We start from the raw sequence: 13,332 nt of genomic DNA, 5'->3' as shown, positions 1-13,332 counted from the left end.
CGCGCGGCAGGGAACCCGCCACCTCCGCCTGGCGTTGACCAGTACGGGAGGGTCCACTGGAGAGTGGAGCAACATCAGCGAAGGGTTCCCCTGCCGCACCACTTGGAGGGCGTACCGTGCACCGCCGGCACAACGGGCTCAGGACCGCCGTACTCCTCGGAGGACTGTCCGCGCTGATCATCCTGATCGGCAGTTTCTTCGGGCGCACGGGCCTGGTCGTCGCCGTCCTCGTCGCCCTCGGGACCAACGCGTACGCGTACTGGAACAGCGACAAGCTGGCCCTGCGCGCGATGCGTGCCCGCCCCGTCAGCGAGTTCGAGGCACCGCAGCTGTACCGGATGGTCCGCGAGCTGTCCACGCAGGCCCGGCAGCCGATGCCGCGCCTGTACATCTCACCCACGCAGGCCCCCAACGCCTTCGCGACCGGCCGCAACCCGCGCAACGCCGCGGTGTGCTGCACGGAGGGCATCCTCCGGCTCCTCGACGAGCGCGAGCTGCGCGGCGTCATCGGGCACGAGCTGAGCCATGTCTACAGCCGGGACATCCTCATCTCGTCGGTCGCCGGGGCCCTCGCGTCCGTGATCGTGTTCCTGGTGAACTTCGCCTGGCTCATCCCCGTAGGCCGGTCCGACGACGACGAGGGCCCCGGCCTCCTCGGCATGCTGCTGATCATGATCCTGGGCCCCATCGCCGCCTCGGTCATCCAGCTGGCCGTCAGCCGGTCCCGCGAGTACGAGGCGGACGCCTCCGGCGCGCGGCTCACCGGCGACCCGCTGGCCCTGGCCAGCGCCCTGCGCAAGCTGGAGGCGGGCACGCAGCGGCTGCCGCTGCCGCCCGAGCCGCGCATCGAGACGGCCAGCCACATGATGATCGCCAACCCGTTCCGGCCGGGCCAGGGCATGGCCCGGATGTTCTCCACCCACCCGCCGATGGCGGAACGAATCGCCCGACTCGAACAGATGGCAGGTCATCGACCGTGAAGACGATTCTCAACATCATCTGGCTGATACTCGCCGGCCTGTGGCTGTTCCTCGGCTACCTGGTCGCGGGTGTCCTGCTGTGCGTGACCGTCATCGGCATCCCGTTCGGCCTGGCCGCGTTCCGCATCGGCGGGTACGCGCTCTGGCCGTTCGGCCGCACGGTCGTGGACCGCCGGGGCGCGGGCGGTGCGTCCTTCGTCGGCAACGTCCTGTGGCTGCTCCTCGCGGGCTGGTGGCTGGCGCTCGGCCACATCGTCACCGGCATCGCCCAGTGCGTCACGATCATCGGCATCCCGCTCGGCATCGCCAACTTCAAGCTGATCCCGGTGTCCCTGCTGCCCCTCGGCAAGGAGATCGTGCCCTCCGACCGGCCCTTCACCGACCGCTGGTAGCGGAGTTTCCACAGGCCGGGGCGACTGTCAGTGACGTGGTCCATGATGGGCACATGAATGATTACACAGAGTCACTGTCGCGTATCGTGGCCGCCGCCACCCCCGCCCACCCCTGGACGGCCCGGCCCCGCCGCATCCCTCCACCCGTCGGCCCGGCCGACATCGACGCCGCCGAGTCCACGCTCGGCTTCCGGCTCCCGCCACTCCTCGCGGCCCTCCACACGACGGTCGCTGACGGCGGCTTCGGCCCCGACTACGGCCTCTTCCCCCTGCGCCGCGCCGTCGCCCGCTACGACGCCCTGCGGAGGACGGGCCTCGCAGAGGACGCCGCATGGCCATGGCCGGAGGGCGTACTTCCCATGGCCGACCTGGGCTGCGCCATGTTGGCCTGTGTGGACTGCCGGACGCGGGACGGCACGGTGCTGTTGTTCGAGCCGAACCCGGGCGATGTCGACCAGGCCTGGTACGTCCTGGCACCGAGCCTCACCGCCTGGTTCACGGCGTGGCTGGACGGTACGGGGTGGTTCGCCGACGACGAGGAGTTCGCCGGAGACCTGGCCCCCTGGCCGGACCACCGCGCGCGGTCGGCGCCCGCACGCACATGACCGTCCGGCCGACGCCGGTGCACGCCACCCGTCGGCCGGTCCGCCACACAGCGGGCCGACGGCCCCTACCGCTCCCGCCCCTGCTGCTCCCCCCCGGAGCCGCCGCGCACGGCGTAGAGCACCGCGCCCGCCGCCAGCACACCCGCGCCCGCCAGGACCGACGACAGCGGCAGCGAGAAGGCCAGCACCAGGCAGCCCGCCAGACCGCAGACCGCCAGGACCCGCACCGACGACAGCCGCGACACCAGCGTCCACGCCGACGCGTTGGCGATCGCGTAGTACACCAGCACTCCGAACGACGAGAACCCGATGGCGCCCCGCAGATCGGCGGTCGCCGCCACCACCGCGACGACCAGCCCCACCACCAGCTCGGCATGGTGCGGCACCCGGAACCTCGGGTGGACCGCGGCGAGCGTGCGCGGCAGATGACCGTCCCTCGCCATCGCCAGCGTCGTCCGCGACACGCCGAGGATCAGCGCCAGCAGCGAACCGAGCGCCGCCACCGCGGCGCCCACCCGCACCACCGGAACCATCCACTCGACCCCGGCCGCCCTCATCGCCTCCGCGAGCGGAGCCGTCGCCTCGGCCAGCCGCCCGGAGCCCAGCACCGACAGAACGGAGACCGCCACGCACGCGTACACGACCAGCGCGATGCCCAGCGCCAGCGGGATCGCGCGGGGGATCGTCCGCTCCGGGTCCCTGACCTCCTCGCCGAGCGTCGCGATCCGCGCGTACCCGGCGAACGCGAAGAACAGCAGCCCCGCCGCCTGCAACACCCCGCCGGGCGAGGCGTCACCCCCCAGCTCCAGCCGCCCGGCGTCCGCCGCGCCCGACCCCAGCGAGGAGACCACCACGGCCGCCAGCACCGCCAGAACCACCGCCACGATCGACCGCGTCACCAGCGCCGACTTCTGCACACCGCCGTAGTTCACCGCCGTCAGCGCCACCACGGCCGCCACCGCAACCGCGTGCGCCTGCCCCGGCCACACGTACGCCCCCACGGTCAGCGCCATCGCCGCGCACGACGCCGTCTTGCCGACGATGAACGCCCAGCCCGCCAGGTACCCCCAGAAAGGACCCAGCCGCTCACGCCCGTACACATAGGTGCCGCCGGACGCCGGGTAGCGCGCGGCCAGCCGGGCCGACGCCATCGCGTTGCAGTACGCGACCGCACCGGCCAGGGCCAGTCCGACCAGGAGCCAGCTCCCGGCGGCCCCCGCGGCCGGGCCCAGCGCCGCGAAGATCCCGGCACCCACCATCGAGCCCAGCCCGATCACGACCGCGTCGAACACCCCGAGCGACCGCCGCAAAGTCTCTGCCATGCGCCGCACCCTACTGACGCGCACCACCCCGCCCGCGCCCGCCGGGCGCCCGGCCCGCCGACACGGCCCGACACCGGGCGGCGTCGGTCACGAACGGAGGGAACCGCCCTGACCGATCCCCGTCTCCCGCAGCGTGATGTTGAGCCGCCCGGCACGAAGCCCCACCGCCGGGTCGCCCGTGCCCGCGTACACCTTCGGCACCCCGTGGTACGCGAACCGCGACGGCCCGCCGAAGACGAACAGATCGCCCGACTCCAGCCGCACATCGGTGTACGGGCGCCCCCGCCCCTCCGTGTTGCCGAAGCGGAAGACACACGCGTCCCCGATGCTCAGCGACACGACGGGAGCACCCGACCGCTCCTCACGGTCCTGGTGCATGCCCATGCGGGCGTCCCCGTCATAGAAGTTGATCAGCGCCGCGTCGGGCCGGTAGCCGCCATCCTCCCCGTACGCGGCGGCGACGGCCTCCCGCCCCAGGTCCGCGAGCCAGCCGGGGAACGGCGCGACGGGCGCCCCGTTCACGTCGTCGGCGGTCCGCGAGTACCGGTACGGCAGCCAGTGCCAGCCCAGGCACACGGTGCGCACCGACATCACCCCACCGCCCGGCAGCACCGTGTGCCGGATCGGCACCGGCCCCCGCGCCCACGCCCGGCACGCCTCGACCAGCTCCCGCTGCCGCTCCAGGGACAGCCATCCCGGCACGTGCACCGCCCCGGGCGCGACCTCCGCGCGCCCGCGGCCCAACGGGAACAGCGCGTCCGTCACCGTACGAGCGCACCCTCCAGGCCGAGCAGCAGCTCCTTGCGCTGCGGCCCCGCCGCGTACCCTCGCAGCGATCCGTCCGCCCCGATCACCCGGTGGCAGGGCCGCACGACCAGCAGCGGATTGCGCCCGATGGCCGTCCCCACGGCCCGCACGCCGGCCCCCGACACCCCGACGCGCGCCGCGATCTGGCCGTACGAGGCGGTCTCGCCGTACGGGATCTCCTCCAGGGCCCGCCACACCTTCCGCTGGAACGGCGTGCCCGCCTCACCCGCCGCCAGCGGAACGTCGAAGTCCTTCACCCGCCCGGCGAAGTAGTCCGCCAGCTGCTCCGCGACGTGCGTGAACGCCTCGGGTGCGTGCCGCCACCCGTCCCGCACCGTGACCGCGCCCCTCTGCTCCGGGAGCGACAGCGACGCCAGCGCCGCGGACCCGTCCGAGGTCTCCTCGCCCACCAACAACATGCTGCCCAGCGGTCCATCGACCCGCGCGTACACCGTCATGCCCCCAGTCTGGACCCCGCCGCCCACCCGCCGCTGGCGAAAATCCGACACAAGGCACCGACGAGTCACTCACGCGCGCGCACCGACGAGGCGGGGCACCGACGGGGCGGGGCACCGACGAGGCGGGGCACCGACGAGGCGGGGCACCGACGAGGCGGGGCACCGACGGGGCGGGGGCGGACCGGCCACCAAGGCCGCGTCCGCCCCCGTCCCGCCCGCCGACAGGGTCAGCGGTAGTTCACGAACTGCAGCGCGAAGTCGAAGTCCTTGCCCTTCAGCAGCGCGATCACGGCCTGCAGGTCGTCCCGGCTCTTGGAGCTGACCCGCAGCTCCTCGCCCTGCACCTGCGCCTTGACACCCTTGGGGCCCTCATCGCGGATGATCTTGGCGACCTTCTTGGCGTTCTCCTGGGAGATGCCCTCCTGGATCGTCGCGAAGATCTTGTACTCCTTGCCGGACAGCTGCGGCTCGCCGGCGTCCAGCGACTTCAGCGAGATGCCCCGCTTCACCAGCTTGGACTCGAACACGTCGAGGATCGCCTTGACCCGGTCCTCGGAGTTCGCCTGCATCAGGATCTTGTCGCCGGACCAGGAGATCGACGCCCCGACGTTCTTGAAGTCGTAGCGCTGGGAGATCTCCTTCGCCGCCTGGTTGAGGGCGTTGTCGACCTCCTGCCGCTCGACCTTCGAGACGATGTCGAAACTGGAGTCGGCCATGTCCTGTGGCTCCTTGCCTCGGGTGGTGGGTGAGCGGCGGCCCAGCGCCGACCGCCACCCCAAGCCTAGCCACCCCCACCCACCCCCAGCGCTGATCAAATCCGGTGGCGAACCACCCCTGGGGATCAGGTATTGTTTACGTCGTTGCCAGCGAGCACCGCCGAAAGGGGGCCGCTCAAGGCGACATCCCATGGCGGTGTGCCCGAGTGGCCAATGGGAGCGGACTGTAAATCCGTCGGCTTAGCCTACCCAGGTTCGAATCCTGGCGCCGCCACGCGATGAAACGGCCCCTGATCTGCGGAAACGCGATCAGGGGCCGTTTCGCTGTGATGGCAGGGCGAAGCCCCGACTGCCTCGCCCTGTCCCGCTCGACACCCCCCTCCACCAGGTTGAGTGCGCGGTGCGCGGGCGGGCCCGGGCCGCGCAGATCCCCACCGCTGGCGCCGACGCGGCGCTGGTTCAGCCGGGCGGAGATCTTGGCGTTCGCCGCAGCGTCGCCGCCCTCCAGGACTTCGCGCACGCACGGAGGAGGATGACGAGCGAGCCCCCGGCCCGTTGGGGCGCCGGGCGGGCTCCACCCCGGAGCTGAGCCACGTCGAGACGGCGGCGTGACGAAGATCATGCGGCCGCTCGGACGGCTGCGATTCCTGTGCGGACGGACTGAACACCTCCTGGCGCCCGTTCGCAGACCTCGCCGTACCGGCGCCCCGGCGGTCGTGTGTACGGCTCCTCCGCCGTCGTCGCGTCCCCCGCGCCCGACAGGGCGTCAGCAGGCCTCCCGGCGCCACCGACAGCGCGCCACGCTCCGTCAGTGCGTGGGCGACGCCGCCGCGGTGTGAGCGGCAACGGCGGCCAGCCGGGGCTCAGTTGCCCGCCACGCCGCGCACCGCCACCGGGATCGGGGTGTTGCCCGAGACGAGTTCGAGGGTGAGGCCCGCTGTCGCCGGGGTGTCCAGGAGCTCGGCGAGGACCGCTGCCACGTCGTCGCGGGGGATCGGTCCGCGGCCCGTCGAGGCCTCCAGGCGGACCAGGCCCGTGCCCGCGTCGTCCGTCAGCATGCCGGGGCGCAGGATCGTCCAGTCCAGCGAGTCCTTGCCGCGCACGTGCGCGTCCGCCGCGCCCTTCGCCCGCAGGTACGCGTCGAACACCTCGTCGCCCTTGTGCTCCGGGTCGGCGCCCATCGACGACACGACCAGGTGCCGCCGCACCCCCGCACGCTCCGCCGCGTCGGCGAACAGGATCGCCGCGTCCCGGTCCACCGTGTCCTTGCGGGCCGCCCCGCTCCCCGGCCCCGCGCCCGCCGCGAAGACCGCCGCGTCCGCCCCTTGCAGTACCGCGGCGACCATCTCCAGGGACGCCGACTCCATGTCCAGCACCACCGGTTCGGCGCCCGCCTCCCGCACCGCGGCCGACTGCTCCAGCTTCCGGATGATGCCCGCGACCTCGTGTCCGGCCGCTGTCAGCAGGCGCTCCAGGCGCCGCGCGATCCGGCCGTGTCCTCCAGCGATGACAATGCGCATGCTCACGACCGTACGGCCCACGCGCGCGTAGCGCTCACGGACGGGCGTCCGGCCGGGCCTGCCGGGGCAGTTCCAGCGCCGCCGCCGAGTCGCAGTACTCCCGCACCGCGCTCGTACGTGCCACCACCCGCCCCCGGTGCACCACGATCCGGCTGTACGCCAGCGACAGCACCCCCGCCAGCCGCTCCCCGCGCACCGCCAGCAGCTCCGCCGGGAACCCCGCCTCCACCCGCACCGGCGGCAGCCCCATCGCCTCCCGCGCCACCTCGCTCACCGCCCCGTACGCCTCCGCGGGCCGCAACCCGCCCTGCGACACGAGCAGGTACGCCGCCTCCAGCGGATCACCGCGCCCCACCGGGTTCGCCACGTCCCGCAGCGCACCGCTGCCCGCCGCGATCCGCACCCCCGCCGACCGCAGCAGCCGCACCGGCGCCACGCCCCGCACCTCCGTACCCGCGCATCCGCCCTGCGGCAGGCACGTCACCGTCACCCCGGCCGCCGCCAGCCGGTCCGCCACGCGCGTCCGGGCGTCCGCCGGCAGCCGCCCCAGCGCCCCGCACGGGCCGATCGCCACCCCCGGCCGCAGCCCGCCCGCCATCGCCGCCAGCCGCGCGAGCCGCGCCGGGTCGTCACCGTCCGTGTGCAGGTCCACGGGGCAGCCGTGCTCCGCCGCGACCTCCAGCACCGCCTCCGCGTACCCCGCCGGGTCCGGGTCCAGGTCCGGGCGGCCGCCCACCACCGACGCGCCCATCTTCACCGCGTCCCGCAGCATCGCCAGCCCGTCCGCCCCGGCCACGCCCGTCAGCAGCCGCGGCACCGCCACCGTCGTCAGGTCGGCCAGCCCCCGCAGCGAACGCCGCGCTTGCAGTACCGCCTCCAGCGCCGCCAGCCCCTGTACGTCCCCGATCCGCACGTGCGCGCGCAGCGCCGTCGCCCCGTGGCCCAGCTGAAGCAGCGCCGCCTCCGTGGCCCGCCGCTGCACGTCGTCGGCGGCGTACGAGACGGGGCCCGCCACGTCTTCGCTGAGCGCCGTGTCGGCGTGGGCGTGTGGCTCGGCCGGGGCGGGCAGCAGCAGGTACCCGGTGAGGTCCACCCGGGTGCCGTGCGCGCCCAGGCTGCCGGGCGTGCCGACGGCCTCGATGCGCCCGCCGCTGAGCCGTACGTCCACGGTCCGCCCGTCCACGAGGCGGGCGCCGCACAGCAGCAGTGCGGTCGTGTCGGTGGTGGCGCCCTCGGGCGGCCGCGGCTGCTGGCTGTCGGAGGACATCGGGCTCCTGGGAGGTCGCGGAAGGGGGGTGGGGAAGGGGAGGGGCGGTGCTGGCGGCGGGGCGGAGCCGGGGGCGGGGGCGGCCCTCGGCAAGATCGCGCGGCGGCGTGAGCCGAGCCTAGGCCGCCGCCGTCCGGGCTTCGAGGAGGAGCGCAATAGTCGTACCGGGCGTGGGGCGCGCGTGCGCGGGAGGGCGTACGGAGGGACGGCGCCAGCGGCGTTCGCGCGGCGCCCGCTGGTGCCGTACGGCCCGACCGCGAGTCGTGCCGAACCGCGCCGAACCGCTCCGTACGAGCGTCCTCGTGCCGCGCCGAACCGCGCCGGATCGCTCCGTACCAGCGCCCCGCCCCGTGCCCGTCGGCGGCGGATCATTGGCTCGTGGAGGGCTTGCCCCGGGGGCGGTTCAGGGGCGGTCCGCGACCCCTCGGGAACGGATTTGGGTGAACGGCCGCAGACCGTGTAATGTCTTCATCGCTCGCCCCAATAGCTCAGTCGGCAGAGCGTCTCCATGGTAAGGAGAAGGTCTACGGTTCGATTCCGTATTGGGGCTCTGGTGTGGGGAGATCCTCACCTTCGGGTGAGGTGATCCATACATCAAAGCGGTGTAGCTCAGTCGGTAGAGCAAGCGGCTCATAATCGCTGTGTCACCGGTTCAAGTCCGGTCACCGCTACTCCCAGTAGCCGATTGTGGGGTCGGTCCTTCGATCGGCTACTCTTTTCTGCGTTCCATCCGTCCATCCGTCCGTCAAGGAGCACTCACGTGGCTGCCACCGACGTCCGCCCGAAGATCACGCTGGCCTGCGTGGAGTGCAAGGAGCGGAACTACATCACCAAGAAGAACCGGCGTAACAACCCGGACCGTCTTGAGATGAAGAAGCACTGCCCGCGTTGCAACGCGCACACCGCGCACCGCGAAACGCGCTGAAACAGGCTCGTACACGAGGCCGTCCCCACCGGGGGCGGCCTCGTGTCGTTTCCGCACCCCAGCAGGGCACAGCACGCTCCCAGCAGCACACAGCAACACCCGCCACAGCCCACAGAGCCAGGACAACAGGAGGTACCGGTACATGGCGCTCGACCAGTCCTTCGTCGGGCGGACTTATCCGCCCACCGCGCCGTACGAGGTCGGCCGGGAAAAGATCCGCGAGTTCGCCGAGGCCATCGGTGACGCGAACCCGGTCTTCACCGACACGGAGGCCGCGAAAGCGCTCGGATACCCCGATGTGATCGCCCCGCCGACTTTTGTGTTCGCCATCACGTTCAAGGCGGCCGGTCAGGTGGTCGCCGATCCGCAGCTCGGGCTCGACTACAGCCGGGTCGTGCACGGCGACCAGAAATTCGCGTACAGCAGGCCCGTGCGGGCCGGGGACCGGCTGACGGTCACGTCCACCATCGAGGCGGTCAAGTCGCTCGCGGGCAACGACATCGTCGACATCCGCGGCGAGGTCCACGACGAGGCCGGTGAGCACGTCGTGACCGCGTGGACGAAGCTCGTGGCGCGCGCGGCAGAGGAGGCGTGAGGAACACCATGACCGCGAAGGTCTCTTTCGACGAGGTCGAGGTCGGCACGGAACTGCCGGCGAGGGAATTCCCCGTGACGCGCGCCACGCTCGTGCAGTACGCGGGCGCGTCCGGCGACTTCAACCCCATCCACTGGAACGAGAAGTTCGCCCGCGAGGTCGGCCTGCCCGACGTCATCGCCCACGGCATGTTCACCATGGCCGAGGCCGCGCGCGTCGTCACCGACTGGGCGGGCGACCCCGGCGCGGTGGTCGAGTACGGCGTCCGCTTCACCAAGCCGGTCGTCGTACCGAACGACGACCAGGGCGCGCTGATCCAGGTCACCGGCAAGGTCGCCGCCAAGCTCGACGACCGCCGCGTCCGCGTGGACCTGACAGCCATGAGCGACGGCCAGAAGGTCCTGGGCATGTCCCGCGCGGTGGTCCAGCTCGCCTGAGCCCGCGCGCAGCCGCCCCGACGGCGGGCCGTCCGCCGCCGGGGCCGTCCGCCGCAGGGCGCGCGGCCGGGTGTGGCTCCCGCCATCCGCCACCGGGTACGTGGCCGGGCTGCCGTCGTCTGCCGTTCGTCCGGCGGCGGGATCGGGCACCCGGCCCTGGCCTGGTGGGCGGACACCTCGCGGCGGTGGGCCCTGTCGCCCGTCAGCCTCCACCGCCCGGCGCGGCCGCCGGGCTGCCCCTGCCGCCTGCCGCCTGCCGCCTGTCGCCGGGTACTCGGCCGTGAGGCCCCGCCATTCGCCAGCGCGGTGGCCGTCCACCGCCGGGCGCACGCGGCCGGGTGACCCCGGGATCTGCCGCCGCCGCACCGGCAACCACCAGCACCCGGCACTCACCCCGCACCCCCCGCCCGCACCCGGCGCCCCGCACCCAACCCGCACCCCCCACCCGGCGCCCGCACCCGCACCCCGCGCCCGCGCCCGTCCCGGTGCTGTCGGTGGCGCACCGTAGGCTGGGCGGGTGCAGGTTACTCATGACGCTCCGCTCGCCCCGCTGACCACGTTCCGGCTCGGGGGCCCCGCCCAGCGGCTGATCACGGCCCGTACGGACGACGAGGTCGTCGCCGCCGTGCGCGAGGCCGACCGGGCCGGTACGCCGCTGCTGATCATCGGCGGCGGGTCCAACCTGGTCATCGGCGACAAGGGCTTCGACGGCACCGCCCTGCGCGTCGCCACCAGCGGCTTCGTCCTGGACGGCACGCGGCTGGAGCTCGCGGCGGGCGAGGTGTGGACCGACGCCGTCGCCCGCACGGTCGAGGCCGGGCTCGCCGGTGTCGAGTGCCTGGCGGGCATCCCCGGCTCGGCCGGCGCCACCCCGATCCAGAACGTCGGCGCGTACGGCCAGGAGGTCGCCACCACGCTCACCGAGGTGGTGGCGTACGACCGCCGCGCCGAGGAGACCGTCACCCTCACCGGCGCCGACTGCGCCTTCGCGTACCGGCACAGCCGTTTCAAGGCCGACCCCGACCGGTTCGTCGTCCTGCGCGTCCGGTTCGAGCTGGAGGACGCCGGGGGGATGAGCGCCCCCATCCGGTACGCGGAGACCGCCCGCGCCCTCGGCGTCGAGCCCGGCGACCGCGTCCCCGTGGCCGCCGCCCGCGAGGCCGTCCTGGACCTGCGCGCGGGCAAGGGCATGGTCCTCGACCCCGACGACCACGACACCTGGTCCGCCGGGTCGTTCTTCACCAACCCGATCCTCGACGACGCCGAGTACGCCGCCTTCCTCGACCGCGTACGCGACCGCCTCGGCCCCGACACGGCCCCGCCCGCCTACCCGGCGGGGGAGGGCAGGACCAAGACGTCGGCGGCTTGGCTGATCGACAAGGCCGGGTTCACCAAGGGATACGGCACCGGGCCCGCCCGCATCTCCACCAAGCACACCCTCGCCCTCACCAACCGGGGCGACGCCACCACCGAGGACCTCCTCGCCCTCGCCCGCGAGGTCGTCGCCGGGGTGCGGGACGCGTTCGGCGTCACGCTGGTCAACGAGCCGGTGACGGTCGGCGTCAGTCTCTGACCCGTCGGGGCCCGGGGCCGGGACCTCAGGCCCCGGCCCCCCGGCCCCCGAGCAGGGCCCGTGGCCCGCTGCCGCGAAAAAGACGGAACCCCGCCGATCCCCCAAGTTGTCGAGTGGGTGACAGGGTGCCTCGGGACACGGACCGGGACCACCACACGCTGGTCGAGGGGATCACCGGTGACGACGGGCATGGCCACGGCGCACGATCAGGACTTCACGGAGTTCACCGAGGCGTCGTACGCGTCGCTGCTGCGCACCGCCCGCCTCCTCACGGGTGACCGGCATGCCGCCGAGGACCTCGTGCAGGCCGCGCTGGTCAAGGTCTACCTCCGCTGGGGCAGGTCCGGCAGCTGGGCGTCCCCGCAGGCGTACGCGCGCAAGGTCGTCGTCAACCTGTACGCGACCTGGCGGCGCCGCCGCTGGCACACCGAGACCGCCCACCCCGGCGGCGAGGGCGCGGCCGTGGCGGACGGCGGGGACATGGCGGGCGGCGCCGACACGCGGCTGGAGCTGGCCCGCGCCCTGCGCGCCCTGCCGCGAGCCCAGCGTGCCGTGGTGGTGCTCCGCTTCTACGAGGACCTGTCGGTGGAGGAGACGGCCGAGCTGCTCGGCTGTTCGCCCGGGACGGTCAAGAGCCGGACCAACAGGGCCTTGGAGCGGCTGCGGGCCACGGGCGCCCTCGCCGGTTACGCGGGAAGGGGCACGCGATGAACCACCACGACGAGGACGAGCTGCGGCGGGGCCTGCGGGCGCTCGCGGACGACGACGGCACGGCCGAGGCGCCGCCGCCGACCGGCGCGCTGGTCGCCCGCGGCCGCCGCACCCGCCACCGGAGGCGCGCGCTGGCCGCCGGGGCGGCGACGACGCTGGTGGCGGCCGGTTCGGTGCTGGGGTTGCGCTGGACGGCCTCGGGGCCCGACGACGCCCCGACAACAGCCGCCGAGCGGTCCGCGACGGCCACCGAGGGGTCCGCCCCGGCCTCCCGTACGGGCGGCCCGGACGACCTGATGGCCACCGCCGCGCCCGGCGGGGTCCATCTCCCGCGGCCCCCGTCCGCCGAGGGCGGCGCCCTGGACTCCGGGCCGCGCCGCGACCCCGTGCCCCACGTCCGCTACCGCTACGACCTGTCGGCGGTCTGCGGCATGCGGTACGCCGTCTTCGGCGGGCGCGTGTGGGAGGCACCCGCCGTCGACCGGGCGGCCTCATGGGTCACGGACCGCGCCCGCGGCTTCATGCGCCTGGCGACCGCGCCCGGCCAGGCGCCCACGGCCGTCTTCGAGTCCGAAGGGCCCGGCCCGCGCGGGATCGTCTTCCGGCCACTTGAAGGCACGACGCCGCCGTGCCTGGTCCAGGAGCCCCCCCGCCGGTACTCCGACACGCCCGCCGCGACGGTCGGCCCCGCGAAGCCCGAGGAAGGCGTCGTGTACGCGTTCGACTGGCCGACGGCCTGCGACCGGCGGTACGTCGCCTTCGCCGGGCGGCTGTGGGAGGCCGACGCCCCGTTCCCGCCGGGGGCGCTCCTGTCCCTGCCGCACCGCCTGCCGATCGCCGCGTACGCCCGCACCGTCGACGGACGGCTCCAGGTGACGACGGAGAACCCGCTGACCGAGCCGGGCGCCGACGTCTCGGCGTACCGCCCCGTGGACCGGGGCGACGACACGTACCGGAGCCGCTGCACCGACACGCTCGCCACGCTGGAGCACATCGCGCGCGACACGGCCCGCTAGTACGCCCT

The 13,332-nt window shown here is 73.8% G+C and carries 15 protein-coding genes and 3 tRNA genes; 12 read left to right on the top strand and 6 right to left on the bottom strand.

Annotated elements, in window-relative coordinates; translation table 11 throughout:
- The first annotated feature begins 116 nt into the window (after positions 1 to 116).
- The 3 genes from htpX to J116_RS10805 are packed head-to-tail and all read left to right on the top strand — an operon-like array spanning position 117 to position 1,977.
- A complete protein-coding gene (gene htpX / locus J116_RS10815; RefSeq protein ID WP_023587090.1) occupies positions 117 to 980 on the top strand; it encodes a zinc metalloprotease HtpX in 864 nt (287 codons plus the stop codon).
- Positions 977 to 1,372, top strand: a complete 396-nt coding sequence (locus tag J116_RS10810) for a YccF domain-containing protein (protein WP_023587089.1) — start codon at positions 977 to 979, stop codon at positions 1,370 to 1,372. Before htpX ends, J116_RS10810 begins: the two co-directional genes overlap by 4 nt.
- A 53-nt stretch (positions 1,373 to 1,425) precedes the next feature.
- A complete protein-coding gene (locus J116_RS10805; protein WP_023587088.1) occupies positions 1,426 to 1,977 on the top strand; it encodes an SMI1/KNR4 family protein in 552 nt (183 codons plus the stop codon).
- Positions 1,978 to 2,042: 65 nt separating this feature from the next.
- Here the strand turns inward: J116_RS10805 and J116_RS10800 are convergent, their stop codons facing one another.
- The 4 genes from J116_RS10800 to J116_RS10785 form a co-directional block, all read right to left on the bottom strand.
- A complete protein-coding gene (locus J116_RS10800; protein ID WP_051203469.1) occupies positions 2,043 to 3,299 on the bottom strand; it encodes an APC family permease in 1,257 nt (418 codons plus the stop codon).
- 87 nt (positions 3,300 to 3,386) lie between these two features.
- Positions 3,387 to 4,064, bottom strand: coding sequence for an alpha-ketoglutarate-dependent dioxygenase AlkB family protein (locus J116_RS10795; protein ID WP_023587086.1), 678 nt, complete (start codon positions 4,062 to 4,064; stop codon positions 3,387 to 3,389).
- Positions 4,061 to 4,564 carry a methylated-DNA--[protein]-cysteine S-methyltransferase gene (locus J116_RS10790; protein ID WP_023587085.1) on the bottom strand — a complete coding sequence of 168 codons (504 nt, stop codon included), beginning with the start codon at positions 4,562 to 4,564 and terminating at the stop codon, positions 4,061 to 4,063. The genes J116_RS10795 and J116_RS10790 overlap by 4 nt, the downstream gene beginning before the upstream one ends.
- A 227-nt stretch (positions 4,565 to 4,791) precedes the next feature.
- A complete protein-coding gene (locus tag J116_RS10785; protein ID WP_023587084.1) occupies positions 4,792 to 5,280 on the bottom strand; it encodes a YajQ family cyclic di-GMP-binding protein in 489 nt (162 codons plus the stop codon).
- A 192-nt stretch (positions 5,281 to 5,472) separates the two neighbouring features.
- On the opposite strand from J116_RS10785, the gene J116_RS10780 reads away from it, so the two are divergent.
- Positions 5,473 to 5,554, top strand: a tRNA-Tyr gene (locus J116_RS10780).
- 589 nt (positions 5,555 to 6,143) lie between these two features.
- On the opposite strand, the gene J116_RS10775 is transcribed toward J116_RS10780, so the two are convergent.
- Together J116_RS10775 and J116_RS10770 are read right to left on the bottom strand one after the other, a co-directional pair.
- Positions 6,144 to 6,800 (bottom strand): SDR family oxidoreductase, encoded by a 657-nt coding sequence (locus tag J116_RS10775; protein ID WP_028963918.1) that lies wholly within the window; start codon positions 6,798 to 6,800, stop codon positions 6,144 to 6,146.
- 34 nt (positions 6,801 to 6,834) lie between these two features.
- Positions 6,835 to 8,067 (bottom strand): amidohydrolase family protein, encoded by a 1,233-nt coding sequence (locus J116_RS10770; RefSeq protein WP_028963917.1) that lies wholly within the window; start codon positions 8,065 to 8,067, stop codon positions 6,835 to 6,837.
- Positions 8,068 to 8,544: 477 nt separating this feature from the next.
- On the opposite strand from J116_RS10770, the gene J116_RS10765 reads away from it, so the two are divergent.
- From J116_RS10765 to J116_RS10730, 8 genes are all read left to right on the top strand, one after another.
- A tRNA-Thr gene (locus tag J116_RS10765) sits at positions 8,545 to 8,617 on the top strand.
- 48 nt (positions 8,618 to 8,665) lie between these two features.
- Positions 8,666 to 8,738 (top strand) — tRNA-Met (locus J116_RS10760).
- An 89-nt stretch (positions 8,739 to 8,827) separates the two neighbouring features.
- Positions 8,828 to 8,992: a 50S ribosomal protein L33 gene (rpmG, locus tag J116_RS10755; RefSeq protein WP_003948671.1), complete on the top strand. Its 165-nt coding sequence runs from the start codon at positions 8,828 to 8,830 to the stop codon at positions 8,990 to 8,992.
- A gap of 142 nt (positions 8,993 to 9,134) precedes the next feature.
- On the top strand, positions 9,135 to 9,587 hold the full coding sequence (locus tag J116_RS10750) for a MaoC family dehydratase N-terminal domain-containing protein (protein WP_023587081.1): 453 nt from the start codon (positions 9,135 to 9,137) through the stop codon (positions 9,585 to 9,587).
- Between the two features lie 8 nt (positions 9,588 to 9,595).
- Positions 9,596 to 10,024, top strand: coding sequence for a MaoC family dehydratase (locus tag J116_RS10745; protein WP_023587080.1), 429 nt, complete (start codon positions 9,596 to 9,598; stop codon positions 10,022 to 10,024).
- A gap of 517 nt (positions 10,025 to 10,541) precedes the next feature.
- Complete coding sequence (locus J116_RS10740) at positions 10,542 to 11,597, top strand: UDP-N-acetylmuramate dehydrogenase (protein WP_023587079.1); 1,056 nt, start codon at positions 10,542 to 10,544, stop codon at positions 11,595 to 11,597.
- A 177-nt stretch (positions 11,598 to 11,774) separates the two neighbouring features.
- Positions 11,775 to 12,308 (top strand): SigE family RNA polymerase sigma factor, encoded by a 534-nt coding sequence (locus J116_RS10735; protein ID WP_023587078.1) that lies wholly within the window; start codon positions 11,775 to 11,777, stop codon positions 12,306 to 12,308.
- Positions 12,305 to 13,324 (top strand): hypothetical protein, encoded by a 1,020-nt coding sequence (locus J116_RS10730; RefSeq protein ID WP_023587077.1) that lies wholly within the window; start codon positions 12,305 to 12,307, stop codon positions 13,322 to 13,324. The genes J116_RS10735 and J116_RS10730 overlap by 4 nt, the downstream gene beginning before the upstream one ends.
- The last annotated feature ends 8 nt before the right edge of the window (positions 13,325 to 13,332 follow it).

This window comes from Streptomyces thermolilacinus SPC6 (assembly GCF_000478605.2).
Classification (GTDB): Bacteria; Actinomycetota; Actinomycetes; order Streptomycetales; family Streptomycetaceae; genus Streptomyces; species Streptomyces thermolilacinus.
Note: the sequence above shows the minus strand (reverse complement) of the source record. Positions and strands in the feature narration are given on the sequence as shown.